The sequence below is a fragment of the Pseudomonas sp. CBZ-4 genome (assembly GCF_000346755.1).
Lineage (GTDB): Bacteria > Pseudomonadota > Gammaproteobacteria > Pseudomonadales > Pseudomonadaceae > Aquipseudomonas.
In genome coordinates this window covers 41,628-68,237 of the sequence record NZ_ANNV01000009.1, presented here as the reverse complement: position 1 = coordinate 68,237, position 26,610 = coordinate 41,628, and the positions used below count along the sequence as shown (strand labels likewise).

Sequence of the window (26,610 nt, the reverse complement as noted above, 5' to 3'; positions counted from 1 at the left end):
AGCCCGCCTGAATCAGATGTCGAGCAAGCCTAGGGGGATTCGAAGGGGCTGTCCATGCGGGGTTTCTGAAGCGTGCGAACACCGGCGCGCACCAGCCAGCAGGCGAGGATGAACGGTGCCGTAAGCGCGGGCAGGTGCAGGGCGGCGAAGGCTGGCATCAAGAGGATCGACAGGCCTATGCCCAGCAGTGGTAGCCAGGGTTGGCGGCGCACTTGGCTCAGGGCCAGTGCGGCCAGCGCCGGGTTGTAACTGTGTAGGCCAAGGAGGGCACCGGTGGCGTCGTCCAGCAGCAGCGCGACCAGCACGCCGAGACTGGCACCGAGCAAGGCCCATAGTGCGGCGCGCCGGTTGGCCAGCCACAGGCCAAGGGCAATCAGTACGCCCGCCGCCGGTTGGTCCAGTAGCATGATTTGTGCGAGCCCGGTAAAGGGCGCGGCAACGACGGCGAGGGTATCCGGTTCGACCAGGGCAAGGTCGCCTGGCGGCACCGTGCCCAGCAGCAACCAACCCAGGCCCACGAAGGGCGCTGTGTAGGGCGGCAAGGCTGTCTGTTTCAGCCATTGACGCGTGAGCATCGCCGCCAGGCCGCCGCACGCCAGGATCAGCGGCGGCAACAAGGCCGACCAGGCGAAGTGCTGGCTGATCAACAAGCCCAGCAGCACGCCGTTATAGCTATAGAGCCCGGCCTGACGCTCGGCCTTGGGATAACCCCGGCGCTGGGCCGTGAGCAAACCCGCGACGCCACCGAGCAACGCGCCGCCGAACAAGGCCGGGGCGCTGATCAGGATGGCCAGCAGGCACAGCAGGCCGCACAGTGGTTGGCGCTGCAGGAATATCTGGCTGAAGCCGTTGAGCAGGGCTTCGGCCCAGTCGGGGCAAGTTGGGTTATGCATAGGGGTAAGTCAGTTAGACCGAGTTGCCCTTATCGCAGGCAAGCCAGCTCCCACACTTGAATTGCGAATACGTTCAAAATGTGGGAGCGGGCTTGCCCGCGATGAGGCCCGAACAGACGCTAAATCAACGTCTCGATACGCAGCGAATTGGTCGACCCCGGCTGCCCAAACGGCACCCCCGCGGTAATCACCAGAGTATCCCCGCGCTGCGCCATGCCCTGGGCCTGGGCAATCTCCAGCGCCGTCGAGCACACCTCGTCCACCTGGCGCAGCCGGTCATTGACCACCGAGTGCACCCCCCACGCCACGCTCAAGCGCCGCGCCGTGGACAGGTTCGGCGTGAGGTTGAGGATCGGCGCCACCGGCCGTTCCCGCGCCGCGCGCAGGCTGGAGCTGCCGGACTCGCTGTAGTTGACCAGCACCGCCACCGGCAGGATGTTGCTGATCCGGCGGATCGCGCAGCTGATGGCATCCGACACGGTGGCATCCGCCTTCGGCCGGCTCACATCCAGTTGCGCCTGGTAATCCGGGCCGCTCTCCACCTGGCGGATGATCTTGCTCATCATCTGCACGGCTTCCAGCGGGTACTCGCCCGACGCGGTCTCCGCCGACAACATCACCGCATCCGCGCCTTCGGCCACCGCGTTGGCCACATCGGTCACCTCGGCACGGGTCGGCGCCGGGGAGAAGCGCATGGATTCGAGCATCTGCGTGGCCACCACCACCGGCTTGCCCAGCTGGCGACAGACGCTGATGATGTCTTTCTGGATCTGCGGCACGCTCTCGGCCGGCACTTCCACGCCCAGATCCCCTCTGGCCACCATGATCGCGTCGCTCAGTTCGGCGATTTCCTGCAGGCGCTGCACGGCCGACGGTTTCTCGATCTTGGCCATCAAGAACGCTTTGTCGCCGATCAGCTCGCGGGCTTCGCGGATGTCTTCCGGGCGTTGCACAAACGACAGCGCCACCCAGTCCACGCCGAGTTCCAGGCCAAAGCTCAAGTCGCGCCGATCCTTGGCGGTCAAGGGGCTCAGTTCCAGCAAGGCTTGTGGGACGTTCACGCCTTTGCGGTCAGACAGCTCGCCGCCATTCAGCACGGTGGTGTCGATGGCCTCGGCGTGTTTGGTGATGACCCGCAGGCGCAGCTTGCCGTCGTCCAGCAACAGGTCCATGCCGGGCTCCAGCGCCGCGATGATTTCCGGGTGTGGCAGGTTGACCCGGCACTGGTCGCCCGGGGTCGGGTCCAGGTCCAGGCGCAGGGCCTGGCCGCGCACCAGTTGCACCTTGCCCTCGGCAAAACGGCCGACGCGCAGCTTCGGCCCTTGCAGGTCCATGAGGATGCCCAGCGGGTAGTTCAGCTGGCGCTCCACTTGGCGAATCCACTGGTAGCGCTGGGCGTGGTCGGCATGGTCGCCGTGGCTGAAGTTGAGGCGGAAGATATTCACCCCGGCTTCCACCAGCTCGCGGATGTCGTCGATGCCGTCGGTGGCGGGGCCCAGGGTGGCGAGGATTTTGACCTTCTTGTCAGGCGTCATGTTTGGCAGTCTCAAGAATCAGGATGGCGCGGAAGTCGTTGACGTTGGTGCGCGTCGGTTCGGTGACGATCAACCCGTCGAGCGCGGCGAAGTAGCCGTAGCCATTGTTGTTGTCCAACTCGTCGCTGGCCGACAGGCCCAGGGCTTCGGCGCGCGCATAGCTGCATGGGGTCATGATCGCGCCGGCGTTGTCTTCGGAACCGTCGATGCCGTCGGTGTCGCCGGCCAGGGCGTACACGCCGGGCAGGCCCTTGAGGCTGTCGGTGAGGCTCAGGAGGAATTCCGCGTTGCGCCCGCCACGGCCATTGCCGCGCACGGTGACGGTGGTTTCACCGCCGGAGAGGATCACGCACGGCGCCGCCAGCGGTTGGCCGTGTTGCACGATCTGCCGGGCGATCCCGGCGTGCACCTTGGCCACGTCCCGCGCTTCACCTTCGAGGTCGCCGAGGATCAGCGGGCTGAACCCGGCCTGGCGGACTTTGACTGCCACCGCTTCGAGGGATTGCTGCGGGCGGGCGATCAGTTGGAAGTGGCTGCGCGCCAGCGCCGGGTCGCCGGGCTTGACGGTTTCCGACGCGGGGTTCTGTAGCCAGCTGCGCACGGCGGCGGGGGCGTCGATGTGGTAGCGCTTGAGGATCGCCAGGGCCTGGGCCGAGGTGCTCGGGTCGCCGACGGTGGGGCCGGAGGCGATCACCGTGGCCTGGTCGCCCGGCACATCGGAAATCGCGTAGGTGTACACCGTCGCGGGCCAAGCGGCTTTCGCCAGGCGGCCGCCCTTGATCGCCGAGAGGTGCTTGCGCACGCAATTCATCTCGCCAATGGTGGCGCCGGATTTGAGCAGGGCTTTGTTGACGGCTTGCTTGTCGGCCAGGGTGATGCCTTCGGCTGGCAGCGCCAGCAGGGCCGAGCCGCCGCCCGACAGCAGGAAGATCACGCGATCGTCTTCGCTCAAGTTGCTGATCAGGGCCAGCACGCGCTTGGCCACGGCCAGGCCGGCGGCATCGGGCACGGGGTGGGCGGCTTCGACCACTTCGATTTTCTTGCAGGGCGCGCCGTGGCCGTAGCGGGTGACCACCAGGCCGGAGACTTCACCTTGCCAGCAGTTTTCGACAACGAGGGCCATGGCGGCGGCGGCCTTGCCGGCGCCGATCACGATCACCCGGCCGCTGCGGTCGGCGGGCAGGTAGGGTTCGAGGACTTGCCGGGGGTGGGCGGCGTCGATGGCTGTGGCAAACAGCTCGCGAAGCAGGTGTTGCGGATCGACCGACATAAGCGGGCTCCCGGGGGATTCTTGTTATTAGGGGTGCAGCAATTGGAATGCGATCAAATGTGGGAGCTGGCTTGCATTTCAAATTAAGGTTTACTTATCGCGAATCGAGAAGTTGGCCATGTGTTCCAGGCCCTTGATCAGCGCCGAGTGGTCCCAGTTGCCGCCACCGATAGCGGTGCAAGTACTGAACACTTGCTGGGTGCCAGCAGTGTTCGGCAGGTTGATCCCCAGCTCCTTGGCACCGGCCAGCGCCAGGTTCAGGTCCTTCTGGTGCAGGTTGATGCGGAAGCCCGGATCAAAGGTGCCCTTGATCATGCGCTCGCCATGCACTTCCAAGATCTTCGACGAGGCAAAACCACCCATCAGCGCTTCACGCACCTTGGCCGGGTCGGCGCCGTTCTTGGAGGCGAACAGCAGCGCTTCGGCCACGGCCTGGATGTTCAGCGCGACGATGATCTGGTTGGCCACTTTGGCAGTCTGGCCGTCGCCATTGCCGCCGACCAGGGTGATGTTCTTGCCCATGGCCTGGAACAGCGGCAGGGCGCGTTCGAAGGTCTGTGGCTTGCCACCGATCATGATGCTCAGGGTGCCGGCCTTGGCGCCGACTTCACCGCCGGATACCGGGGCGTCGAGGTACTGCGCGCCAGTCGCGTTGATCTTCGCGGCGAAGGCTTTGGTGGCGGTGGGAGAGATCGAACTCATGTCGATCACCACTTTGTTCGGCGACAGGCCAGCGGCTACGCCGTCGGCGCGGAACAACACGTCCTCGACCTGCGGGGTGTCGGGCACCATGACGATGATGAACTCGGCTTCCTGGGCCACCTGCTGCGGGCTGGCCAGGGCGATGGCGCCGGCGTCGACCAGGGCTTGCGGGGCCTTGCCGTGATGTTCGGAGAGGAACAGTTGGTGACCTGCTTTTTGCAGGTTGGCGGCCATGGGTTGGCCCATGATGCCGGTGCCGATGAATCCGATTTTAGCCATGACGAAAATCCTCTTTTTATTGGATGGGCAGGCCTGTCTCAGCCTGCCGAACACAGACGATCCAATGTGGGAGCTGGCTTGCCTGCGATGGCATCCACCGGTTTTGCCTGAAACACTGCGGTGTCTGCATCGCAGGCAAGCCAGCTCCCACATTAATGGGGGGTGCGGTTAGATCGCGTTGTGGGTCTTGAGCCAGCCCAAACCGGCTTCGGTGGTGGTCAATGGCTTGTATTCACAACCCACCCAACCCTTGTATCCAATGCGGTCCAGATGCTCGAACAGGAACCGGTAGTTGATCTCGCCCGTCCCCGGCTCATTGCGCCCGGGGTTGTCCGCCAGCTGGATGTGGTTGATCTCATCCAGGTGCGCGGCCATGGTGCGGGCCAGGTCGCCTTCCATGATTTGCATGTGGTAGATGTCGTATTGCAGGAACAGGTTGGCGCTGCCCACCTGCTCGCGGATCGACAGGGCCTGCGCCGTGTTGTTCAGGTAGAAACCCGGGATGTCGCGGGTGTTGATCATCTCCATCACCAGTTTGATACCCACCGCTTGCAGCTTGTCGGCGGCGTACTTGAGGTTGGCGACGAAGGTTTTTTCCACCGTTGCATCGTCAACGCCCTGCGGCCGGATACCCGCCAAGCAGTTGACCTGGGTGTTGCCCAGCACCTGGGCGTAGGCGATGGCCAGGTTGACCCCGGCGCGGAATTCCTCGACCCGGTCCGGGTGGCACGCCAGGCCGCGTTCGCCCTTGGCCCAGTCACCGGCCGGCAGGTTGAACAGCACTTGGGTCAGGCCGTTGGCGTCGAGCTGTGCCTTGATTTCAGCCGAGCTGAATTCATACGGGAACAGATACTCCACACCTTCGAAGCCCGCATCGGCGGCCGCTTTGAAGCGAGCAAGAAAGTCTTGCTCGGTGAACAGCATGGACAGGTTGGCGGCAAAGCGCGGCATAGGGTTCTCCTTAATCGAGCAGGGAAATGGCGGTCGGCGCATCGTTGCCGACCAGGGCCAGATCTTCGAATTCGTTGACGGCGTTGATCTCGGTGCCCATGGAAATATTGGTCACGCGCTCCAGAATAATCTCAACGATCACCGGCACCTTGAATTCTTCGATCATTTCCTGCGCCTTGCGCAGCGCCGGCTGGATCTGGCCTGGCTCGAACACGCGCAGGGCCTTGCAGCCCAGGCCTTCGGCGACGGCCACGTGGTCGACGCCATAACCGTTGAGTTCCGGGGCGTTGAGGTTGTCGAAAGACAGCTGCACGCAGTAGTCCATTTCAAACCCGCGCTGGGCCTGACGGATCAAGCCGAGGTAGGAGTTGTTCACCACCACGTGGATGTACGGCAGCTTGAACTGCGCGCCCACGGCCAATTCTTCGATCATGAACTGGAAGTCGTAGTCGCCGGACAGCGCGACGACCTTGCGGCTCGGGTCGGCCTTGACCACGCCCAGCGCCGCCGGAATGGTCCAGCCCAATGGACCTGCCTGGCCGCAGTTGATCCAGTGGCGTGGCTTATAGACGTGCAGGAATTGTGCACCGGCAATCTGCGACAAACCGATGGTGCTGACGTAGCAGGTGTCTTTGCCGAACACCTGGTTCATCTCTTCGTACACCCGTTGCGGCTTGACCGGCACGTTATCGAAGTGAGTCTTGCGGTGCAGGGTGGCTTTGCGCTGTTGGCAATCGTGCAGCCAGGCGCTGCGGTCCTTGAGTTTGCCGGCGGCTTTCCACTCGCGGGCCACTTCAATGAACATGGTCAGGGCAGAACCGGCGTCGGAGACGATGCCCAGGTCCGGGGTGAACACGCGGCCGATTTGCGTCGGCTCGATGTCGACGTGAATGAATTTGCGGCCCTCGGTGTACACCTCCACCGAACCGGTGTGGCGGTTGGCCCAGCGGTTGCCGATGCCCAGCACCACGTCCGACTTGAGCATCGTCGCGTTGCCATAACGGTGGGAGGTTTGCAGGCCGACCATACCCACCATCAGCGGGTGATCGTCGGGGATCGTGCCCCAGCCCATCAGGGTCGGGATCACCGGGATACCGGTCAGTTCGGCGAACTCCACCAGCAGGTCGCTGGCGTCGGCGTTGATCACGCCACCACCGCTGACCAGCAGCGGGCGTTCAGCCTGGTCGAGCAGGGCCAGGGCTTTTTCCACCTGGATGCGTGTGGCCAGTGGCTTGGCCAGGGGCAGCGGCTGGTAGGCGTCGATGTCGAACTCGATCTCGGCCATCTGCACGTCGAACGGCAGGTCGATCAGCACCGGGCCTGGGCGGCCGGAGCGCATTTCATAGAAGGCTTTCTGGAACGCATAAGGCACCTGGCCAGGTTCCAGCACGGTGGTTGCCCACTTGGTCACCGGCTTGACGATGCTGGTGATGTCCACGGCCTGGAAGTCTTCCTTGTGCATCCGGGCGCGCGGGGCTTGGCCGGTGATGCACAGGATCGGGATCGAATCCGCCGAGGCGCTGTACAGGCCGGTGACCATGTCGGTGCCCGCCGGGCCCGAGGTGCCGATGCACACGCCGATATTGCCGGCCTTGGTGCGGGTGTAACCCTCGGCCATGTGGGAGGCGCCTTCAACGTGGCGAGCAAGGACGTGATCGATGCCACCCACCTTCTGCAAGGCCGAGTACAGCGGGTTGATCGCAGCGCCTGGGATACCGAAGGCGGTGTCGACGCCCTCACGGCGCATTACCAGAACGGCGGCTTCGATTGCTCTCATTTTGCTCATGATTTTGGTGCCTCTTGCGTTTTGTAATTGTATACAAGTGGTGTCTGGTCAAAGTGTATTCACGGCGAGCTGCGCAGGTCAATCCATTTTATCGGCGGGCCTTTGCGTTCGTCGGAAGGCATTTTTACGACGTATGGAAGGTTTGTTCGAAAATATTGTATACAAAAACAAATGTCATTGTGTTCTATTTGTTTGATCGAGCATCTGATCCTTCAGACCTCCACCGCTTTTCCCATAACAAGATAAGGACGGCACCATGAGCGCTTTAACCTTGAAAATAGCCACCCAACTGGCCAGCCAGGCCCTGACTGCGGGGCGCACCATTTCGGCGGCGCCGCTGACCATCGCGGTGCTGGACAGCGGTGGGCACCTGATCACCCTGCAACGGGAAGACGGCGCCAGCCTGCTGCGCCCGCAGATCGCCATCGGCAAGGCCTGGGGCGCGATTGCCCTGGGCAAGGGCTCGCGCCTGCTGGCACTGGACGCGCAGCAGCGGCCGGCGTTTATCGCCGCGTTGAACAGCCTGGGGCAGGGCAGCGTGGTGCCGGCGCCGGGTGGGGTGTTGATCCGGGATCAGGAGGGCCGGGTGTTGGGGGCGATCGGGATCAGCGGGGATACGTCGGATATTGATGAACAGTGCGCGATAACGGCGATTGAAGGGGTGGGGTTGTTGGCGGATGCGGGGGTGTCGGCTTGATTTGATGTGACTGGAAGGGCCTCATCGCAGGCAAGCCAGCTCCCACAATTGATTGGGTTCACACATTTAAATTTGTGAATACGCTCAACTGTGGGAGCTGGCTTGCCTGCGATGGCGGCGACTCGGTCTCAAGTCAAACCCAAATGGCATCCCACAGCGGATAGTCGCCATATCGTTTTACCAATCCAGCTCTTAGGGGATTGGCCACGATATATCGGGCGATTCCTTCAAGGCTTTCTTCACGGCGCACCGCATGGTCGTGAAAACCCGGCTGCCAGAGCCGACCCTGGCGTCTGGCTACCGCATTCACGACGCGAGTGCTCTTGGACTTCACCTGGCGCATGAGGTCGGCCAGTGAGCCTTTCTCCAGCGAGACCAGCCAGTGGAAGTGATCCGGCATGACGACCCACGCCAAGGAGGTCGCCAGGCCCTGGTTTTGGGCAATCCTGAATTGTTGGACCACCAGGCGGCCGAGCGTGAAGTCCTGGAAAACGGGTTCGCGATCAAGCGTATTGGTGGTCAGCAGGTAAATGCGGCTGGGTTCATCATGCCGGCCGAAGCGTAGGCGTTTTGACGCGGGGAGATCAGGCATTCCTTGGCCTCTCTTCAGTGTGGGTTCTGAGAGGCTAGATCCGGGTGGTTGATACTGATCGGCAGGCTTTTGGCAGGATGTGTCTGGGAGGGCGCTATCGCGGGCAAGCCCGCTCCCACAGGGGATTTGCGGTGTTCTTACATTTTGTGTGCGACGCGGGAACCTGTGGGAGCTGGCTTGCCTGCGATGGCCTCACCGCGGTCTATCAGTCCGGCTCACACCCCTTCAACACCAACCGAATAATCGTCAACGCTGCCGCCTCGTAGTCCGCCTCATCCAACTTGGCCTTGCCGGTCACCGCCGAAATCTGCCAGTCAAAATCCGCATAAGTCTGTGTTGCCGCCCAGATGCTGAACATCAGGTGGTTGGGGTCAATGGCGGCGATCAAGCCGCGATCCACCCAGGTCTGGATGCAGTCGATGTTGTGCTTGGCCTGGGCGTTGAGTTGCTCGACCTGCTCCGTGCTGAGGTGCGGGGCGCCATGCATGATTTCGCTGGCGAAGACCTTGGAAGCAAACGGCAGGTCGCGGGAGATGCGGATTTTCGAGCGGATGTAGTTGCTCAGCACTTCCTTGGGCTCGCCCTCCGGGTTGAACGGTGTGGAGGCGGCCAGGATCGGCTCGATAATGCTTTCGAGCACCTCGCGGTAGAGGTTGTCCTTGGACTTGAAGTAGTAATAGACGTTGGGCTTGGGCAGCCCGGCCTTGGCGGCGATGTCGCTGGTTTTGGTCGCGGCGAAGCCCTTGTCGGCAAACTCCTCGCTCGCCGCCCGCAGGATTTTTTCTTTGTTGCGCTCGCGAATGCTGCTCATAAACCTGGACTTTCCTTGCCAAGACTGGCGGTTGCGCATGGTAGCACCGGCTATCCGCGAGCCTCAACAAGGCGCCCGCAAAGCCTTGCGCCGCGTTATGCTCGGCGTATCCCACGTTATGGAAGACCGATTCATGGCAGGCAGCAGCTTACTGGTACTGATCGACGATATCGCCGCCGTACTCGACGACGTTGCCTTGATGACAAAAATGGCCGCGAAGAAAACCGCCGGCGTGCTGGGCGACGACCTGGCGCTGAATGCCCAGCAGGTGTCGGGTGTGCGTGCCGAGCGGGAAATTCCCGTGGTGTGGGCGGTGGCCAAGGGGTCGTTCGTCAACAAGCTGATCCTGGTGCCGGCGGCGTTGTTGATCAGCGCGTTTGCGCCGTGGGCCGTTACGCCACTGCTGATGCTCGGCGGCGCTTATCTGTGTTTTGAAGGCTTCGAGAAGCTCGCGCACAAATTCCTCCACAGCAAGGACGAGGACAAAGCCGAGCACGCGCAATTGGTCGAAGCGGTAGCCGATCCGGCAACCGATCTGGTGGCGTTCGAAAAGGACAAGATCAAAGGCGCGATCCGCACCGATTTCATCCTTTCCGCCGAAATCATCGCCATCACCCTGGGCACCGTGGCGGATGCGCCGCTGATGCAGCAAGTGATCGTGCTGTCGGGCATTGCTATCGTCATGACTGTCGGCGTCTATGGGTTGGTGGCCGGCATCGTCAAGCTGGACGACCTGGGCCTGTGGCTGACGCAGAAGCCCGGCCAGATGGCGCGCAGTATCGGCGGCGCGATCCTGCGGGCGGCACCCTACATGATGAAGAGCCTGTCGGTGATTGGTACGGCGGCGATGTTTCTGGTGGGTGGCGGCATCCTCACTCATGGCGTGCCGGTGGTGCATCACTGGATCGAGACGGTAAGCCAAGGTGCAGGAGGGGTGGCGTGGTTGGTGCCGACGTTGCTCAATGGCGTCGCGGGGATCATTGCGGGGGGCGTGGTGCTGGCGTTGGTCAGTGTGCTGGGCAAGCTCTGGAAAACCGTGAAGGCTTGATCCTAGCCGCAATAAAAAAGGCCATTCAATCGAATGGCCTTTTTTGTGGGCGTTGCTTACTCGGCTATCTGCAACTTGCGCGATTCGGTGTAGATGTAGCGCACCTTTTCATACTCGAACGGTGAATTCATCTGACCGTAACGGAAGCTGGTCTGGTAGCGCCTGTCTACCGCGCGCAGGGCCCAGATTTCCGGATGGTTGGAACTGACTTCCGAAACGTTGAGGAAGTTGATCTGGCTCTCTGCGGTGTAGTCCACGATCAAGCCAGTGGTGTCACGCAGGTTCGACGGACCGAAGACCGGCAGCACCAGGTACGCGCCGCCCGGTACCCCGTAGAAGCCCAGGGTCTGGCCGAAGTCTTCGCTCTGGCGTGGCAGGCCCATGGCGGTGGCCGGGTCCCACAGACCGGCGATGCCGATGGTGGTGTTGAGCAGCAGGCGCCCGGTGGTTTCCAGGGAGCGATGGCCCTTGAGTTGCAGCAGGCTGTTCAACAGGTTGGGCACATCGCCCAGGTTGTTGAAGAAATTGCTCACGCCGGTACGCAGGAAGCTTGGGGTCACGTAGGTGTAGCCGTTGACCACGGGTATGAATACCCATTGGTCGAAGCGGTAGTTGAAGTGGTACACCCGACGGTTCCACGCCTCCAGCGGGTCGTAGACGTTGAGCGCAGTGAGCGACGAACGCTCGAACTCACGCTGGTCCATGCCGGGGTTGAACTTGAGCTTGGACAGCGGCTCCTTGAAGCCATCGGAGTCGACCTTGATCGGCTCATGGGCCTTGCTGTTGTCGGCATTGGCCACGCCCGCGCACATCAAGGCGGCGAGCAGCAGAAGATATTTAGCCACGGAAGAACTCCAGCATGGCGTCGGCGTTGACGCGGTAATTGAGGTTGCCGCAGTGGCCGCCCAGTGGGTAGACGGTCAAGCGATCGCCGAAGGTTTTACGCAGGAAACCGAGGTCGCCAGGGCCGAGGATCACGTCGTCGGCGTTGTGCATGACGGCGATTTTCTTGCTGCTGTGCAGGTAGTCCTTGAGGGCGTACAGGCTGACCTGGTCGACCAGTTGCAGCAGGCTGCCGCCGTCGGTGCGGGCACGCCACATCGGGATCACCTGTTCGGTGAGGTAGCAGTCGAAGTCACATTGCAGCGCGCGCTTGAGGAACGGCGTGAGGCTGGTGCTTTCGGTGATCGGGTACTTCGGCGGGATGATCAGGCCGCGACGGTTGATCAGGTCCGAGGTAAAGGCAATGTCGGCCGCCGAGAAGCGGAACGAAGTGCCGATCAGCATCGCCATCTGTTCGTTGGTCAGGTGCTGTTTGGACTGCTGGAAGTCGTAGAGCAGGGCGTCATTGAGGTCGATGTAGCCCTTCTGCTGGAAGTAGCGGGTCAGCTTGTTCAACACCAGTTCATAGAAGGTGGTGGTGTTGTTGATGCCCTTGACCTCGGTCTGCACCAGCTTGTCGAGGTTGGTGATCGAGGTGTAGAGGTTGACCGGCGGGTTCAGCAGCAAGACTTTCTTGAAGTTGAAGCTGCGCCGGGTTTCGTCCAGTTTGGCCACGAATGCCGCATCCAGGCCGCCGAGGCTGTAGCCGGTGAGGTAGAAGTCGGTCACCGGCAGTGAGGCGTTTTGCGCACGCACGGCTTGCATCACGCGGTACATGTCTTCGGCGTCTTCCTGGGTGATCCCCGGGGTGGCGAAGCGTGAGGCGGCGCTGATGAAGTCAAAGCTGGTGGGCGATGACAGTTGCACCACGTGGTAGCCGGCCTGGTAATACAGTTTTTTCAGGTATTCGTTGATGCTGCTGTCGAACCGCGCACCGGTGCCGGCGATCAGGAAGATCAGCGGCGCGGCGCGGTCTTGCTTGGCGATGCGGTAAGTGAGCTTCTTCACCGGCCAGAAGTTGTCGGGCAGGCTGAACTCGCGCTCGGGGCGCATCGTCAGGGTGTAGTCGGATTGGTTGATCTCGTCGTTGCTCGGCAATTTGGGCCGAAGGTCGGGCGGGGTGGTGGCGATGGTCGCTTCAAACGGGTTGGTCAAAGGGTAGCCATAGCTGGCTTGGTCGATATCGACCGCCAGTGCTGACGCACTCAGAAAAAGGCTGCCCAATAGGGCGGCACAGCGCAAGGAACGGAGCATGACTAAATCCCTAAGAGGAAACGTGCTAAATGAAGTTCGCAGGCTATGACCACCGCGCTGTCGCCGAAGTGCCATCACGCGGCACGAAATGTCGGAAAATAACGTCGGAATCGGGGTAATAGTAGCCAGACGATACACTTTGCCACGCGCTGATGGACACTAATTGTGTGTATGCGCCTTGCTAACGGCTACTGGGGCATTAAGCTGAGCGCCGTTTTTGCCTATCGGAGTGCCCCATGTCCCGTCGCTTGCCGTTGATTTTGCTGCTTATTGCCCTGCCGCTGTGGTTGGCTGCCAGTTATGGCGCGCGCTACGGTTTTATGGAGGATGGCAGTTGGGTGGGGATCTGTGCCGACGAAGCCGGGCGGTGGGAATGCCAGTTGCGTTCGAACCTGGGCTTGATGATCCACTTCAAGGTGCTGGGTTGGGTGGCGTTGGTTGCGTCGGTTGTCGCGTTTTTTGTGCCGGGCCGTGTGGGCTGGTGGCTGGCGGTGTTGGGGATGGTGTTCGGGTTGCCGGCGCTGGCGTTGTACAACACCGCGTTTGCGGTGTTTGCGCTGGTGATTGCGGGGTTGCGGTTGGTCAGGAAGCCTCGGGTTGCCTGATAGGGCCTCATCGCAGGCAAGCCAGCTCCCACACTTGACCGAGTACATCCTTTGGAATGCGCTCAAGTGTGGGAGCTGGCTCGCCTGCGATAGCGATCTTAAGCCTTGCGCACCCGCAAGCACCGCCACAAAGCCCCAACCATCAGCACGCTGACTACCGCCCAACCCCAGGCCTGCTGATTCAACAAGCCCTCACGGTACAACTGCGGCGCAACGCCGGCACCGATGATAAACGCCAGCAAGGCAATCTCCCGGCGCGGGCCGGTGACCGGGCGAACCAGGTACACCAAGGCCGGCAATACCAGTGCCGCACTCGGGAAGCTGCGATAACGCGGTTCGAACACCAACGCCAACATCATGACTGCCCCTGCGAAGCCAGCGATTGCCACCAGCCAGCCTGCACGCTGCTCCAGCCAGTTGAACGCCCGCTCGCGCCAGCCTTCGCGAGCACTCAAGGCCAGGGCGGCATGGGCCAGCACCAACAGGTTCAGCACCAGCAGCAAACCTGCCCACACCCATTCATCATTGAAGCGTGCGGTGATGCGGGTCAGTTCGGCCCAGCTGCCGATGGAACAGGCCGCCAACGCACCCAGCAGCGGCAGGGCCAGCGCGGCACGGGTGCTGCGCACGCGGCCGCCCAGCGCCAAGGTCCCCAGCAGGATCAACCCGCCCACGCCCAGCCACAACGGCCAGTACGGCACATTGGTCACCGGCCCGGCGAGGATGCCCTTGTCCTGGCGGTCTGCATCGAACAGGCCCCAATAGCCGCCGACCGCGCCTTCGCTGGCGCGTTTCCACGGCTGGTCGAAGGCTTCGATCAGGTTGTAGTGCCAGCCATTGGCTTCGGCCATGGCCACGAAGCCGCGCATGAACTTGGCTTCGTTTACGCGGCTGGGCACCGCGGTTTCACGCTGGCGGCCTTCGCTGGGCCAGCCGGTTTCGCCGATCAAGATGTCCTTGGGCGCGAACTTGGTGCCGAAGGTCTGGCGCACATCGCCTACGTGCTTGAGCGCCTGGTCGATCCCGGACGGGTCATCTTCCCAGTACGGCAGCAAGTGAATGGTCAGGAAGTCCACTGCCGGGGCGATTTCCGGGTGCTGCAGCCAGAATTCCCACACGTCGGCGTAGGTCACTGGCTGTTTGATCTGGCTTTTGACCGTCTGGATCAGCTTGACCAACTGCGTGGCCGTGACTTCCTTGCGCAGCAGCGCTTCGTTGCCGACGATCACCGACGTGACGACATCCGGATGGGCGTTGGCCGAGGCGATCAGTTCGTTGATTTCCTTTTCGGTGGCCACCGGGTCACTGCTGACCCAGGCACCGGCCATCACCTTCAAGCCGTGCTTGCGCGCCATGTCCGGCAAGGCTTCCAGGCCGGTCATGGAGTAGGTGCGGATACATTCGAAACGGGTGGCCAGCAAGGCCAGGTCGGCGTCCATGCGCTCCGGGCGCAGCTTGAAGGGCTGGTCGAACGGGGATTGGTCTTTATCGAAAGGTGTGTAGGACGCGCACTGCATTTTGTGCGAAGCACTGGCGACGTCGGGCAGCACCACCGGCCGGCCGAGGCTGTACCAGTAGCCAGCCAGGGCCAGCAGGCCAAGGATCAAGGCGAAGAAATAGGGCAGGGCAGGAAAGCGGGCAGTCGCGGGCATGGTCGGCTTATCTGGGGGAGCAAAGGCGCGCATCTTACCCGGATTTGTCCCGTCCCAGTGGGGCTGCATGATTTTGACATGCAAAGTTCGGGCGGGATTTTGACGCCAATTCCTGCAAAGCGTCCTGCTGGCGTTGTGATGTCGTTTCTTGCTCGGGTGAGGTCGCTGACAGAGCAGGTTCCAAGTCCCGGCAGGTTGATTATCCAAGTGTCAGCACTCCACTGATGCCGCAGCAGCCGGATCGATGCGCGTGAAGGGGGCGCGGCGCACCACATAACAACAGGTTGACGTCGCTCGGCATCCGTCGGGCGCAGCACTTTCGGGGAAGTACGATGAAGATGCGACGACTCTTGGGCGCAGCTGCCACTCTGGTAGTTGCGATGAGCTCCACACTGGCCAGCGCCGACAGCAAAACCCTGAGCATCGGCTACGTGGATGGCTGGTCCGACAGCGTTGCCACCACCCATGTGGCGGCAGAGGTGATCAAGGCCAAGCTCGGTTATGACGTGAAACTGCAAGCCGTCGCCACCGGGATCATGTGGCAAGGCGTGGCCACCGGCAAACTCGACGCCATGCTCTCCGCTTGGCTGCCGGTGACCCACGGTGAGTACTGGACCAAGAACAAGGACAAGGTGGTCGACTACGGCCCTAACTTCAAGGATGCGAAAATCGGCCTGATCGTGCCGGAGTACGTGAAAGCCAAATCCATCGAAGACCTCAAGACCGACACCACCTTCAAGAACAAAATCGTCGGCATCGACGCCGGTTCGGGCGTGATGCTCAAGACCGACGAAGCCATCAAGCAGTACGACCTCGACTACAAACTGCAAGCCAGTTCGGGCGCAGCGATGATCGCCGAACTGACCCGTGCCGAAGACAAGCAGGAATCCATTGCGGTCACCGGTTGGGTGCCGCACTGGATGTTCGCCAAGTGGAAACTGCGTTTCCTGGAAGATCCAAAAGGCGTGTATGGCGCTGCGGAAACCGTCAACAGCATCGGCAGCAAGGGCCTGGAGAAGAAAGCGCCGGAAGTTGCGGCGTTCCTGAAGAAATTCCAGTGGGCTTCCAAGGATGAAATCGGCGAAGTCATGCTGGCCATTCAAGAGGGCGCCAAGCCGGATGCGGCGGCCAAGGATTGGGTGGCCAAGCACCCAGAGCGTGTAGCCGAGTGGATCGGTAAATAACCTGTAGCAAGTACGCCACACACCTAATGTGGGAGCGGGCTTGCCCGCGATAGCAGTGTGTCAGTCGATAGATTCGGTACTGACACGCCGCCATCGCGGGCAAGCCCGCTCCCACATTACTTTTACCGTCTGTAAATCCTTCTGCGCTCTGACAATCCCTCGCTACACTCGATCTAAGACTAAGGTCGTCTGGAACCTCTACGGCAGCCGCATACAGTGGATACGTTCCAAAATAATAAAAAAGCTGTGCTGCGAGGATAAAAACAATGAACGACAGCATTTACCTCTCGATTCAAAACAGCCCGCGTTTCAAGGAGCTGGTGAGAAAAAGGGAACGATTCGCCTGGATTCTCTCGGCGATCATGCTCGGGCTTTACTCCGCTTTCATCCTGTTGATCGCCTACGGGCCACAAGTGCTGGGGGCCAAGATCAGCCCCGGTTCTTCGATTACCTGGGGCATTCCCCTGGGCGTCGGACTGATTGTGTCCGCCTTCATCCTGACCGGCATCTACGTGCGCCGGGCCAATGGCGAATTTGACGACCTGAACAATGCGATTCTCAAGGAGGCTGCGCAATGATCGGTCGTCTACTGGCACTACTCGGCGCTTCGTTCTTCGCTCCGGCCCTTTGGGCAGCGGACGCATTGACCGGTGAAGTGCACAAGCAACCCCTGAACGTGTCGGCCATCGTGATGTTTGTCGCGTTTGTCGGTGCCACCCTGTGCATCACTTACTGGGCGTCCAAGCGCAACAAGTCGGCGGCCGACTACTATGCGGCCGGTGGCAAGATCACCGGTTTCCAGAATGGCCTGGCGATTGCCGGTGACTACATGTCGGCGGCGTCCTTCCTGGGGATTTCCGCGCTGGTCTACACCTCCGGTTATGACGGCCTGATCTACTCGATCGGCTTCCTGGTGGGCTGGCCGATCATTCTGTTCCTGATCGCCGAGCGCCTGCGCAACCTGGGCAAGTACACCTTTGCCGACGTGGCGTCCTACCGTCTCGGGCAAACCCAGATCCGCAGCCTGTCGGCCTGTGGTTCCCTGGTGGTGGTGGCGTTCTACCTGATCGCGCAGATGGTTGGCGCGGGCAAGCTGATCCAGCTGCTGTTCGGCCTGGACTACCACGTTGCGGTGATCCTGGTGGGTATCCTGATGTGCATGTACGTGCTGTTCGGCGGCATGCTGGCGACCACCTGGGTACAGATCATCAAGGCGGTGTTGCTGTTGTCCGGTGCTTCGTTCATGGCGCTGATGGTGATGAAGCACGTCAACTTCGACTTCAACACACTGTTCTCCGAGGCAATCAAGGTTCACGCCAAAGGCGAGGCGATCATGAGCCCGGGTGGCTTGGTCAAAGATCCGATCTCGGCGTTCTCCCTGGGCCTGGCCCTGATGTTCGGTACCGCTGGCCTGCCTCACATCCTGATGCGCTTCTTCACCGTCAGCGACGCTAAAGAAGCCCGCAAGAGTGTGTTCTACGCCACGGGTTTCATCGGTTACTTCTATATCCTGACCTTTATCATCGGCTTCGGCGCGATCCTGCTGGTCAGCACCAACCCGGCGTTCAAGGATGCAGCAGGCGCCTTGCTCGGTGGCAACAACATGGCAGCGGTGCACCTGGCCAACGCGGTGGGTGGCAGTATCTTCCTGGGCTTCATCTCGGCCGTGGCGTTCGCCACCATCCTCGCGGTGGTTGCCGGCTTGACCCTGGCCGGTGCGTCGGCGGTGTCCCATGACCTGTACGCCAGCGTGATCAAGAAAGGCAAGGCCAACGAGAAAGATGAGATTCGTGTGTCGAAGATCACCACCGTAGCCTTGGGTGTATTGGCAATCGGCCTGGGTATCCTGTTCGAAAGCCAGAACATTGCGTTCATGGTGGGCCTGGCGTTCTCCATCGCGGCCAGCTGTAACTTCCCGGTGTTGCTGCTTTCCATGTACTGGAAAAACCTCACCACCCGTGGCGCCATGATTGGCGGCTGGCTGGGCTTGATCAGTGCCGTGGGCCTGATGATCCTTGGCCCGACCATCTGGGTCTCGATCCTGCACCATGAAAAAGCCATCTTCCCTTACGAGTACCCAGCGCTGTTCTCGATGATCATTGCGTTCGTCGGCATCTGGTTCTTCTCCATCACCGACAAGTCGGCGGCGGCAGAGAAAGAGCGTGCGCTGTACTTCCCGCAGTTTGTGCGTTCGCAGACTGGCCTGGGGGCGAGTGGGGCGGTTTCTCACTAAGGTTGTAGTTGGATAGAGAAATGCCCCGGTCGCAAGGCCGGGGTATTTTTTTGCCTGGGGTTCTGTGTTGTCTGGGCTGTCGCCATCGCAGGCAAGCCAGCTCCCACAGTCGACCGGGTACATCCCTTGGAATGCAGTCAAATGTGGGAGCTGGCTTGCCTGCGATGGCGGTGGAGCAGGCGACACAAACAAAAACGGCCTCCACTAAGGGAGGCCGTTTTCAGTGCAGCTAAGCGATGCTTACTTGCGATCTTCCAGCTTGGTGATGTCACGCGACTCGTAGCCGGTGTACAGCTGGCGCGGGCGGCCAATCTTGTACGGGCTGGAGAGCATTTCTTTCCAGTGGGAGATCCAGCCCACGGTCCGCGCCAGGGCGAAGATCACGGTGAACATGCTGGTTGGAATGCCGATTGCCTTGAGGATGATCCCCGAGTAGAAGTCGACGTTCGGGTACAGCGAGCGTTCGATGAAGTACGGGTCGGTCAGGGCGATCTCTTCCAGGCGCATGGCCAGTTCGAGTTGCGGATCGTTCTTGATGCCCAGCTCCTTCAACACTTCGTCGCAGGTCTTTTTCATCACGGTGGCGCGCGGGTCGCGGTTCTTGTAGACCCGGTGACCGAAGCCCATCAGCTTGAACGGGTCGTTCTTGTCCTTGGCCTTGGCGATGAACTTGTCGATGTTCGAGACATCGCCGATTTCATCGAGCATGGTCAATACGGCTTCGTTCGCACCGCCGTGGGCAGGGCCCCACAGTGCAGCGATACCGGCGGCGATACAGGCGAACGGGTTGGCACCCGAGGAACCTGCCAGGCGCACGGTGGAGGTCGATGCGTTCTGCTCGTGATCGGCGTGGAGGATGAAGATCTTGTCCATCGCTGCGGCCAGCACCGGGCTGATCGGTTTGATCTCGCACGGGGTGTTGAACATCATGTGCAGGAAGTTTTCCGCGTACGTCAGGTCGTTGCGCGGGTACATCATGGGTTGGCCCATGGAGTACTTGTAAACCATTGCGGCCAGGGTCGGCATCTTGGCAACCAGGCGGATCGCGGAAATTTCGCGATGCTGCGGGTTATTGATGTCGAGGGAGTCGTGATAGAAGGCCGACAGGGCGCCGACCACACCGCACATGACGGCCATCGGGTGGGCGTCGCGACGGAAGCCGTTGAAGAAGGTCTTCAACTGCTCGTGAACCATGGTGTGGTTCTTCACGGTGCTGACGAACTGGGCTTTCTGCTCGGCTGTTGGCAGTTCGCCATTTAGCAGCAGGTAGCAGGTTTCCAGGTAGTCCGATTTCTCGGCCAGTTGCTCGATCGGGTAGCCGCGATGCAGCAAAATGCCATTATCACCATCGATATAGGTGATCTTCGACTCGCAAGAGGCGGTCGACATGAAGCCTGGGTCGAATGTAAAACGGCCCGTGGCCGTCAGGCCCCGTACGTCGATAACATCGGGACCAACGGTGCCGGTTAAAATGGGCAGCTCGACGGGGGCTGCGCCCTCGATGATCAACTGCGCTTTTTTGTCAGCCATGTGGCCTCCTATTTATGCTTCAAATCATCAGACAGACCCCCCACGCAGGGCCCGCACCACTATATTGATATAAATCCAGATGTCAATTTGCCTAAAGTCTTGCACCAGAAGGCTTTAACCGTACTTTTTCCTCGAAATTGCCTGCCATTTACGCCTTTTATACCGCCAGCGCAATCAGCTATTAGGGTGAGGTGCGCGCGTTGTCATTAGTAACCTAACTGTCTATACTCGGCCACCGACCGCCAAGGGCTTTTGGGCTTGCTTTCATTGGGGGTCGCACTCCCTGGGTGGTGCTTACCTGACCAGTGCACTCCCCAACAACTTTGCCCTGATTGTTAGGGGCTCTTCAGTGTGAAAAAAAGCCGTGAATAGCCAACGACCTGTAAACCTAGACCTAAGGACCATCAAACTCCCCATCACCGGCGTTACGTCGTTCCTGCACCGTGTTTCCGGCATCATCCTGTTCCTGGGCTTGGGCATCATGCTTTATGCATTGAGCAAATCCCTGGGTTCCGAGGAAGGTTACGCCGAGGTGAAGGCATGCTTGACCAGCCCGCTGGCCAAGTTCGTAGCATGGGGCCTCCTGTCCGCTCTGCTGTATCACCTGGTAGCCGGTGTGCGCCACTTGATCATGGATGCGGGTATCGGTGAGACGCTGGAAGGCGGCCGCCTGGGCTCGAAAATCATCATCGCCATTTCCGTGGTGCTGATCGTTCTGGCAGGAGTTTGGATATGGTAACCAGCGTTACGAACCTTTCGCGTTCGGGCCTCTATGACTGGATGGCACAGCGTGTGTCTGCGGTCGTTCTCGCGGCTTATTTCATTTTCCTGATCGGATACCTCGTCGCAAATCCAGGCATCAGCTATGAGCAATGGCATGGCCTGTTTTCCCACAATGCGATGCGAATCTTCAGTCTGCTGGCCCTTGTAGCCCTGGGCGCACACGCCTGGGTTGGCATGTGGACCATCGCGACCGACTACCTGACGCCGATGGCGCTGGGCAAGTCCGCGACTGCAGTACGTTTTCTCTTCCAGGCAGTCTGCGGCGTCGCGATGTTCGCTTACTTCGTCTGGGGTGTGCAGATTCTTTGGGGTATCTGATTCATGGCTAACATTCCAACTATTTCATTCGACGCCATCATTATTGGTGGCGGCGGTGCTGGCATGCGCGCAGCGCTGCAGCTGGCCCAGGGCGGTCACAAGACTGCCGTGATCACCAAGGTGTTCCCGACCCGTTCCCACACCGTATCGGCCCAGGGTGGCATCACCTGCGCCATCGCCTCTGCCGATCCAAACGATGACTGGCGCTGGCACATGTACGATACCGTCAAGGGTTCCGACTATATCGGTGACCAGGACGCTATCGAATACATGTGTCAGGAAGGCCCGGCTGCGGTGTTCGAACTGGACCACATGGGTCTGCCGTTCTCCCGTACCGAACAAGGCCGTATCTACCAGCGTCCATTCGGCGGCCAGTCGAAGGATTACGGCAAAGGCGGGCAGGCTGCCCGTACGTGCGCCGCTTCCGACCGTACCGGTCACGCGCTGCTGCACACTCTTTATCAGGGCAACCTGAAAGCCGGTACTACGTTCCTGAACGAGTACTACGCTGTGGACCTGGTGAAGAACGCTGACGGTGCATTCGTCGGTGTGATCGCCATCTGCATCGAAACCGGTGAAACCACCTACATCCGCGCCAAGGCGACTGTGCTGGCGACTGGCGGTGCAGGCCGTATCTACGCGTCGACCACCAACGCCCTGATCAACACCGGTGACGGCGTCGGCATGGCCTTGCGTGCTGGCGTGCCGGTACAAGACATCGAAATGTGGCAGTTCCACCCGACCGGCATCGCCGGCGCCGGTGTACTGGTTACCGAAGGTTGCCGTGGAGAAGGTGGATACCTGATCAACAAGCACGGCGAGCGTTTCATGGAGCGTTATGCTCCGAACGCGAAAGACCTTGCTGGTCGTGACGTTGTTGCCCGTTCGATGGTTAAGGAAATCATCGCCGGCAACGGCTGTGGCCCGAACGGCGACCACGTGATGCTCAAGCTCGACCACCTGGGTGAGGAAGTGCTGCACAGCCGCCTGCCAGGTATCTGCGAGCTGTCCAAGACCTTTGCGCACGTTGACCCGGTGCTGGCTCCAGTGCCAGTGGTTCCAACCTGCCACTATATGATGGGCGGCGTGCCGACCAACATTCATGGCCAGGCGATCACCCAGAACGCCGAAGGCGTCGACGAGATCATCCACGGTCTGTTCGCCGTAGGCGAAGTGGCTTGCGTATCGGTACACGGTGCCAACCGCCTGGGCGGCAACTCGCTGCTCGACCTGGTGGTATTCGGCCGTGCTGCTGGCCTGCACCTGGAAAAAGCGCTGACTGACGGCATCGAATACGATGACGCCACCGACGCCAACATCGAAACCGCCCTGGCGCGCCTGAACGCTCTGAACGAGCGGACTGACGGCGAAGACGTGGCAACCCTGCGTCGCGAGCTGCAAAGCTGCATGCAGAACTACTTCGGTGTGTTCCGTACCGGCGAATACATGCAGAAGGGTATTGCCCAGTTGGCCGACCTGCGTACGCGCATCGCCAACGTCAAGATCAACGATAAGAGCCAGGCGTTCAACACCGCGCGTATCGAAGCCCTTGAGCTGCAAAACCTGTTGGAAGTGGCCGAAGCGACTGCCATCGCTGCCGAGGTTCGTAAAGAATCCCGTGGTGCCCACGCCCGTGAAGACTTTGAAGATCGCGACGACGAAAACTGGTTGTGCCACACCCTGTACTTCCCGGGTGACAAGCGCGTAACCAAGCGTGCCGTGAACTTCTCGCCGAAGACGGTGCCGACGTTTGAACCGAAGATTCGGACTTACTAAGGGTGGCTGCCATGTTGAAAGTCAGTGTTTATCGCTACAACCCTGATCAGGACGCCGCGCCGTTCATGCAGGAATTCCAGGTCGATACCGGTGGTAAAGACCTGATGGTGCTGGATGTATTGGCACTGATCAAAGAGCAGGACGAGGGTTTCTCGTATCGTCGCTCTTGCCGTGAAGGTGTGTGCGGTTCCGACGGCATGAACATCAACGGCAAAAACGGCCTGGCGTGCATCACGCCGCTGTCCGCCGTGGTCAAAGGCAACAAGCTGATCGTTCGTCCACTGCCAGGTTTGCCGGTTATCCGTGACCTGGTCGTCGATATGAGCATCTTCTACAAGCAATACGAGAAAGTTAAGCCGTTCCTGCAGAACGACACGCCGGCTCCGGCCATCGAACGTCTGCAGTCCCCGGAAGAGCGTGAGAAGCTTGACGGTCTGTACGAGTGCATCCTGTGCGCTTGCTGCTCGACCTCTTGCCCATCCTTCTGGTGGAACCCGGATAAATTCCTGGGTCCAGCTGCCCTGCTGCAAGCGTACCGCTTCCTGGCAGACAGCCGTGACACCAAGACCTCCGAGCGTCTGGCTTCACTGGATGACCCGTTCAGCGTATTCCGCTGCCGCGGGATCATGAACTGCGTCAACGTATGTCCCAAAGGCCTGAACCCGACTAAGGCCATTGGTCACATCCGTAACATGCTGCTGCAAAGCGGCGTGTAACCGACGTTGTAGCAAAGCAGGACCGTTGTGCCCGTAAATGCTACGGCGCAGGCTTCAACCGGCGCCGTAGTTTTAACTTGAGCAGCGACTTACAAAGCCGCAGCTCTTATTTTGAAGAAATGAGACAAGCAGGGGCATTCGGGTTGGTACCCGAACTATCAGCGTGATCCTAAGTGGCTTGTTTTGGTCGCTGCACTTGGCCTTTTGCAAGCAAACTCGGTGTTTTCGCCGGTGGTGTCCCCAAATCGAGGGTGACCAAGCATGCAAGAAAGCGTGATGCAGCGCATGTGGAACAGCGGCTATCTTTCAGGTGGTAACGCTGCCTATGTGGAAGAGCTTTATGAGCTCTACCTGCACGACCCTAACGCTGTGCCAGAAGAATGGCGCACCAAATTTCAGACGTTGTCTTCAGACGGCAACGCTGCCACCGATGTATCGCACGCAACAATTCGCGATCAATTTGTGCTGCTGGCAAAGAACCAGCGCCGCGCCCAACCGGTTTCCGCCGGCAGCGTGAGCAGTGAGCATGAGAAGAAGCAAGTTGAAGTACTGCGACTGATCCAGGCTTACCGGATGCGCGGCCACCAGGCGGCCCAGCTTGACCCGCTGGGGCTCTGGAAGCGTCCTGCACCTGCTGACCTGTCGATCAATCATTACGGCTTGACCAATGCCGATCTTGATACGACCTTCCGTGCCGGCGACCTGTTCATCGGCAAAGAGGAAGCGAGCCTACGCGAAATTCACGAAGCGTTGCAGCAGACATATTGCCGCACCATTGGCGCCGAGTTCACGCACATCACCGATTCCGAGCAACGCCACTGGTTCCAGCATCGTCTGGAAGGTGTGCGCGGCCGTCCGGTGTTGTCCGCTGACGTACGCAGCCATCTGCTTGAGCGCGTAACCGCTGCCGAAGGCCTGGAAAAATACCTGGGCACCAAATACCCGGGCACCAAGCGTTTCGGCCTGGAAGGCGGCGAAAGCCTGATCCCGATGCTCGACGAGCTGATCCAGCGTTCCGGTTCCTACGGCACCAAGGAAATCGTGATCGGCATGGCTCACCGTGGTCGCCTGAACGTGTTGGTCAACACCTTCGGCAAGAACCCGCGTGAACTGTTCGACGAGTTCGAAGGCAAGAAGAAGGTCGAGCTGGGTTCCGGTGACGTTAAATACCACCAGGGCTTCTCGTCCAACGTGATGACCACCGGCGGTGAAGTTCACCTGGCCATGGCCTTCAACCCATCCCACCTGGAAATCGTTTCTCCAGTGGTCGAGGGTTCGGTCCGTGCCCGCCAGGATCGTCGTAACGACGCTACCGGTGAAAAAGTCCTGCCGATTTCCATCCACGGTGACGCGGCATTCGCCGGTCAAGGCGTGGTCCTGGAAACGTTCCAGATGTCGCAGACCCGCGGCTTCAAGACCGGTGGCACGATTCACATCGTGATCAACAACCAGGTTGGCTTCACCATCAGCAACCCGCTGGACGCGCGCTCTACCGAGTACGCCACCGACGTGGCCAAGATGATCCAGGCGCCGATCCTCCATGTGAATGGTGATGATCCGGAAGCCGTGCTGTTCGTGACCCAGCTCGCCATTGACTACCGCATGCAGTTCAAGCGTGACGTGGTGATCGACCTGGTTTGCTACCGCCGTCGCGGTCACAACGAAGCGGATGAGCCTAGCGGCACCCAGCCGTTGATGTACCAGCAGATCACGAAGCAGCGCACCACCCGTGAGCTGTACGCCGAAAGCCTGACCAAGGCCGGCGTGGTTGACGATGCGCGTGTTCAGGCGAAGATCGACGAATACCGCAACGCCTTGGACAACGGCCTGCACGTCGTGAAGAGCCTGGTCAAAGAGCCGAACAAAGAGCTGTTCGTGGACTGGCGTCCGTACCTGGGTCACACCTGGACTGCGCGTCACGACACCTCGTTCGATCTGAAAACCTTGCAGGAACTGTCTGCCAAGCTGCTGGAAATTCCAGAAGGCTTCGTCGTACAGCGCCAGGTTGCCAAGATCTACGAAGACCGTCAGAAGATGCAAGCCGGCGGCCTGCCGATCAACTGGGGTTACGCCGAAACCATGGCGTACGCGACCCTGGCGTTCGAAGGTCACCCGATCCGCATGACCGGCCAGGACATCGGCCGTGGTACGTTCTCGCACCGTCACGCGGTATTGCACAACCAGAAAGACGCGGGCACCTACATCCCGTTGCAGAACCTGTACGAAGGCCAGCCACGTTTCGACCTGTACGATTCGTTCCTGTCCGAAGAAGCCGTACTGGCGTTCGAATACGGCTACTCGACCACCACGCCAAACGCGCTGGTGATCTGGGAAGCCCAGTTCGGCGACTTCGCCAACGGTGCCCAGGTGGTTATCGACCAGTTCATCACCAGCGGCGAACACAAGTGGGGCCGTCTGTGCGGTCTGACCATGTTGCTGCCACACGGTTATGAAGGTCAGGGTCCGGAGCACTCCTCGGCCCGTCTGGAGCGTTACCTGCAGCTGTGCGCCGAGCACAACATCCAGGTGTGCGTGCCGACTACCCCGGCCCAGATCTACCACTTGCTGCGTCGCCAGGTGATCCGCCCGCTGCGCAAGCCGCTGGTAGTGCTGACCCCGAAATCGCTGTTGCGTCACAAATTGGCCATCTCGACCCTGGAAGATCTGGCCGAAGGCTCGTTCCAGACCGTGATTCCAGAAATCGATGCATTGGATGCAGCCAAGGTGACTCGCCTGGTCCTGTGCAGCGGCAAGGTCTACTACGACCTGCTGGAAAAACGTCGTGCCGAAGGCCGCGAAGACATCGCCATCGTGCGTATCGAGCAGCTTTACCCGTTCCCGGAAGACGACCTGATGGAAGCCATCGCGGCTTACACCAACCTCACCAATGTGGTGTGGTGCCAGGAAGAACCGATGAACCAGGGCGCGTGGTACAGCAGCCAGCATCACCTGCGTCGCAGTATCGGCAACCACAAAGCAGGCCTGGGCCTGGAGTACGCCGGTCGTGATGCTTCTGCTGCACCTGCGTGTGGTTATGCGTCGATGCACGCCGAGCAGCAGGAAAAACTGCTGCAAGATGCTTTCACTGTTTAACGCCTTCGCGCTGACTGAAA

General features: G+C 60.5%; 23 protein-coding genes. 11 read left to right on the top strand and 12 right to left on the bottom strand.

Translation table 11 applies throughout. The features are described from left to right. Nucleotides 1-29: 29 nt before the first annotated feature. The 6 genes from B348_RS0101260 to gcl form a co-directional block, all read right to left on the bottom strand. The gene (locus B348_RS0101260; protein ID WP_017734356.1) at nt 30-893 is read right to left on the bottom strand and encodes an urea transporter; all 864 of its coding nucleotides are present in this window, start codon (nt 891-893) and stop codon (nt 30-32) included. Between the two features lie 119 nt (nt 894-1,012). Continuing rightward, nucleotides 1,013-2,428, bottom strand: coding sequence for a pyruvate kinase (gene pyk / locus B348_RS0101255; RefSeq protein ID WP_017734355.1), 1,416 nt, complete (start codon nt 2,426-2,428; stop codon nt 1,013-1,015). Continuing rightward, nucleotides 2,418-3,698, bottom strand: a complete 1,281-nt coding sequence (locus tag B348_RS0101250) for a glycerate kinase (RefSeq protein ID WP_017734354.1) — start codon at nt 3,696-3,698, stop codon at nt 2,418-2,420. Before B348_RS0101250 ends, pyk begins: the two co-directional genes overlap by 11 nt. Nucleotides 3,699-3,788: 90 nt before the next feature. Continuing rightward, on the bottom strand, nt 3,789-4,679 hold the full coding sequence (locus B348_RS0101245) for a 2-hydroxy-3-oxopropionate reductase (RefSeq protein WP_017734353.1): 891 nt from the start codon (nt 4,677-4,679) through the stop codon (nt 3,789-3,791). Nucleotides 4,680-4,847: 168 nt separating this feature from the next. Continuing rightward, the gene (gene hyi, locus B348_RS0101240) at nt 4,848-5,630 is read right to left on the bottom strand and encodes a hydroxypyruvate isomerase (RefSeq protein ID WP_017734352.1); all 783 of its coding nucleotides are present in this window, start codon (nt 5,628-5,630) and stop codon (nt 4,848-4,850) included. Between the two features lie 10 nt (nt 5,631-5,640). Continuing rightward, nucleotides 5,641-7,416: a glyoxylate carboligase gene (gene gcl, locus B348_RS0101235; protein WP_026136466.1), complete on the bottom strand. Its 1,776-nt coding sequence runs from the start codon at nt 7,414-7,416 to the stop codon at nt 5,641-5,643. A 256-nt stretch (nt 7,417-7,672) separates the two neighbouring features. Here gcl and B348_RS0101230 point away from each other — a divergent pair, with 256 nt between their 5' ends. Then, entirely contained in the window at nt 7,673-8,113 is a 441-nt protein-coding gene (locus B348_RS0101230; RefSeq protein WP_017734350.1) for a heme-binding protein, read from the top strand. 133 nt (nt 8,114-8,246) lie between these two features. Here B348_RS0101230 and B348_RS0101225 read toward each other — a convergent pair whose 3' ends face one another. Both B348_RS0101225 and B348_RS0101220 read right to left on the bottom strand, forming a co-directional pair. Then, a complete protein-coding gene (locus B348_RS0101225) occupies nt 8,247-8,705 on the bottom strand; it encodes a transposase (RefSeq protein WP_017734349.1) in 459 nt (152 codons plus the stop codon). 205 nt (nt 8,706-8,910) lie between these two features. Continuing rightward, a complete protein-coding gene (locus B348_RS0101220) occupies nt 8,911-9,516 on the bottom strand; it encodes a TetR/AcrR family transcriptional regulator (RefSeq protein WP_017734348.1) in 606 nt (201 codons plus the stop codon). A 133-nt stretch (nt 9,517-9,649) separates the two neighbouring features. On the opposite strand from B348_RS0101220, the gene B348_RS0101215 reads away from it, so the two are divergent. Further along, complete coding sequence (locus B348_RS0101215; RefSeq protein WP_017734347.1) at nt 9,650-10,564, top strand: DUF808 domain-containing protein; 915 nt, start codon at nt 9,650-9,652, stop codon at nt 10,562-10,564. 56 nt (nt 10,565-10,620) lie between these two features. Here the strand turns inward: B348_RS0101215 and B348_RS0101210 are convergent, their stop codons facing one another. Together B348_RS0101210 and B348_RS0101205 are read right to left on the bottom strand one after the other, a co-directional pair. After that, nucleotides 10,621-11,409, bottom strand: a complete 789-nt coding sequence (locus B348_RS0101210) for a VacJ family lipoprotein (RefSeq protein WP_017734346.1) — start codon at nt 11,407-11,409, stop codon at nt 10,621-10,623. Further along, on the bottom strand, nt 11,402-12,700 hold the full coding sequence (locus B348_RS0101205; RefSeq protein ID WP_017734345.1) for a serine protein kinase PrkA: 1,299 nt from the start codon (nt 12,698-12,700) through the stop codon (nt 11,402-11,404). Before B348_RS0101205 ends, B348_RS0101210 begins: the two co-directional genes overlap by 8 nt. Nucleotides 12,701-12,936: 236 nt before the next feature. Here B348_RS0101205 and B348_RS0101200 point away from each other — a divergent pair, with 236 nt between their 5' ends. Continuing rightward, a complete protein-coding gene (locus B348_RS0101200) occupies nt 12,937-13,305 on the top strand; it encodes a hypothetical protein (protein WP_017734344.1) in 369 nt (122 codons plus the stop codon). Between the two features lie 98 nt (nt 13,306-13,403). Here B348_RS0101200 and B348_RS0101195 read toward each other — a convergent pair whose 3' ends face one another. Beyond that, on the bottom strand, nt 13,404-14,957 hold the full coding sequence (locus B348_RS0101195; RefSeq protein ID WP_017734343.1) for a glycosyl hydrolase family 17 protein: 1,554 nt from the start codon (nt 14,955-14,957) through the stop codon (nt 13,404-13,406). A gap of 332 nt (nt 14,958-15,289) precedes the next feature. On the opposite strand from B348_RS0101195, the gene B348_RS0101190 reads away from it, so the two are divergent. The 3 genes from B348_RS0101190 to B348_RS0101180 all read left to right on the top strand — a co-directional run bounded on the left by B348_RS0101190 (nt 15,290) and on the right by B348_RS0101180 (nt 18,374). Next, complete coding sequence (locus tag B348_RS0101190) at nt 15,290-16,141, top strand: glycine betaine ABC transporter substrate-binding protein (RefSeq protein WP_026136465.1); 852 nt, start codon at nt 15,290-15,292, stop codon at nt 16,139-16,141. Nucleotides 16,142-16,407: 266 nt separating this feature from the next. After that, complete coding sequence (locus B348_RS0101185; RefSeq protein ID WP_003190001.1) at nt 16,408-16,719, top strand: DUF485 domain-containing protein; 312 nt, start codon at nt 16,408-16,410, stop codon at nt 16,717-16,719. Further along, on the top strand, nt 16,716-18,374 hold the full coding sequence (locus B348_RS0101180) for a cation acetate symporter (protein ID WP_017734341.1): 1,659 nt from the start codon (nt 16,716-16,718) through the stop codon (nt 18,372-18,374). The genes B348_RS0101185 and B348_RS0101180 overlap by 4 nt, the downstream gene beginning before the upstream one ends. Before the next feature lie 240 nt (nt 18,375-18,614). Here B348_RS0101180 and gltA read toward each other — a convergent pair whose 3' ends face one another. Next, nucleotides 18,615-19,904 carry a citrate synthase gene (gene gltA / locus B348_RS0101175; RefSeq protein WP_017734340.1) on the bottom strand — a complete coding sequence of 430 codons (1,290 nt, stop codon included), beginning with the start codon at nt 19,902-19,904 and terminating at the stop codon, nt 18,615-18,617. A gap of 364 nt (nt 19,905-20,268) precedes the next feature. On the opposite strand from gltA, the gene sdhC reads away from it, so the two are divergent. The 5 genes from sdhC (at nt 20,269) to B348_RS0101150 (ending at nt 26,590) form a co-directional block, all read left to right on the top strand. Then, nucleotides 20,269-20,643, top strand: a complete 375-nt coding sequence (gene sdhC / locus B348_RS0101170; protein ID WP_016979564.1) for a succinate dehydrogenase, cytochrome b556 subunit — start codon at nt 20,269-20,271, stop codon at nt 20,641-20,643. Next, entirely contained in the window at nt 20,637-21,005 is a 369-nt protein-coding gene (gene sdhD / locus B348_RS0101165) for a succinate dehydrogenase, hydrophobic membrane anchor protein (protein WP_016974690.1), read from the top strand. Before sdhC ends, sdhD begins: the two co-directional genes overlap by 7 nt. Nucleotides 21,006-21,008: 3 nt before the next feature. Beyond that, entirely contained in the window at nt 21,009-22,781 is a 1,773-nt protein-coding gene (sdhA, locus tag B348_RS0101160; RefSeq protein WP_026136464.1) for a succinate dehydrogenase flavoprotein subunit, read from the top strand. 11 nt (nt 22,782-22,792) lie between these two features. Beyond that, on the top strand, nt 22,793-23,497 hold the full coding sequence (locus B348_RS0101155) for a succinate dehydrogenase iron-sulfur subunit (protein ID WP_003172807.1): 705 nt from the start codon (nt 22,793-22,795) through the stop codon (nt 23,495-23,497). A gap of 261 nt (nt 23,498-23,758) precedes the next feature. Beyond that, nucleotides 23,759-26,590, top strand: coding sequence for a 2-oxoglutarate dehydrogenase E1 component (locus B348_RS0101150; RefSeq protein ID WP_017734336.1), 2,832 nt, complete (start codon nt 23,759-23,761; stop codon nt 26,588-26,590). Nucleotides 26,591-26,610: the final 20 nt, after the last annotated feature.

Coding starts and splice junctions, on each gene's coding strand:
- B348_RS0101260 (WP_017734356.1), bottom strand. CDS start 893: ATGCATAACCCAACTTGCCCCGACTGGGCCGAAGCCCTGCTCAACGGC.
- pyk (WP_017734355.1), bottom strand. CDS start 2,428: ATGACGCCTGACAAGAAGGTCAAAATCCTCGCCACCCTGGGCCCCGCC.
- B348_RS0101250 (WP_017734354.1), bottom strand. CDS start 3,698: ATGTCGGTCGATCCGCAACACCTGCTTCGCGAGCTGTTTGCCACAGCC.
- B348_RS0101245 (WP_017734353.1), bottom strand. CDS start 4,679: ATGGCTAAAATCGGATTCATCGGCACCGGCATCATGGGCCAACCCATG.
- hyi (WP_017734352.1), bottom strand. CDS start 5,630: ATGCCGCGCTTTGCCGCCAACCTGTCCATGCTGTTCACCGAGCAAGAC.
- gcl (WP_026136466.1), bottom strand. CDS start 7,416: ATGAGCAAAATGAGAGCAATCGAAGCCGCCGTTCTGGTAATGCGCCGT.
- B348_RS0101230 (WP_017734350.1), top strand. CDS start 7,673: ATGAGCGCTTTAACCTTGAAAATAGCCACCCAACTGGCCAGCCAGGCC.
- B348_RS0101225 (WP_017734349.1), bottom strand. CDS start 8,705: ATGCCTGATCTCCCCGCGTCAAAACGCCTACGCTTCGGCCGGCATGAT.
- B348_RS0101220 (WP_017734348.1), bottom strand. CDS start 9,516: ATGAGCAGCATTCGCGAGCGCAACAAAGAAAAAATCCTGCGGGCGGCG.
- B348_RS0101215 (WP_017734347.1), top strand. CDS start 9,650: ATGGCAGGCAGCAGCTTACTGGTACTGATCGACGATATCGCCGCCGTA.
- B348_RS0101205 (WP_017734345.1), bottom strand. CDS start 12,700: ATGCTCCGTTCCTTGCGCTGTGCCGCCCTATTGGGCAGCCTTTTTCTG.
- B348_RS0101200 (WP_017734344.1), top strand. CDS start 12,937: ATGTCCCGTCGCTTGCCGTTGATTTTGCTGCTTATTGCCCTGCCGCTG.
- B348_RS0101195 (WP_017734343.1), bottom strand. CDS start 14,957: ATGCCCGCGACTGCCCGCTTTCCTGCCCTGCCCTATTTCTTCGCCTTG.
- B348_RS0101190 (WP_026136465.1), top strand. CDS start 15,290: ATGAAGATGCGACGACTCTTGGGCGCAGCTGCCACTCTGGTAGTTGCG.
- B348_RS0101185 (WP_003190001.1), top strand. CDS start 16,408: ATGAACGACAGCATTTACCTCTCGATTCAAAACAGCCCGCGTTTCAAG.
- B348_RS0101180 (WP_017734341.1), top strand. CDS start 16,716: ATGATCGGTCGTCTACTGGCACTACTCGGCGCTTCGTTCTTCGCTCCG.
- gltA (WP_017734340.1), bottom strand. CDS start 19,904: ATGGCTGACAAAAAAGCGCAGTTGATCATCGAGGGCGCAGCCCCCGTC.
- sdhD (WP_016974690.1), top strand. CDS start 20,637: ATGGTAACCAGCGTTACGAACCTTTCGCGTTCGGGCCTCTATGACTGG.
- sdhA (WP_026136464.1), top strand. CDS start 21,009: ATGGCTAACATTCCAACTATTTCATTCGACGCCATCATTATTGGTGGC.
- B348_RS0101155 (WP_003172807.1), top strand. CDS start 22,793: ATGTTGAAAGTCAGTGTTTATCGCTACAACCCTGATCAGGACGCCGCG.
- B348_RS0101150 (WP_017734336.1), top strand. CDS start 23,759: ATGCAAGAAAGCGTGATGCAGCGCATGTGGAACAGCGGCTATCTTTCA.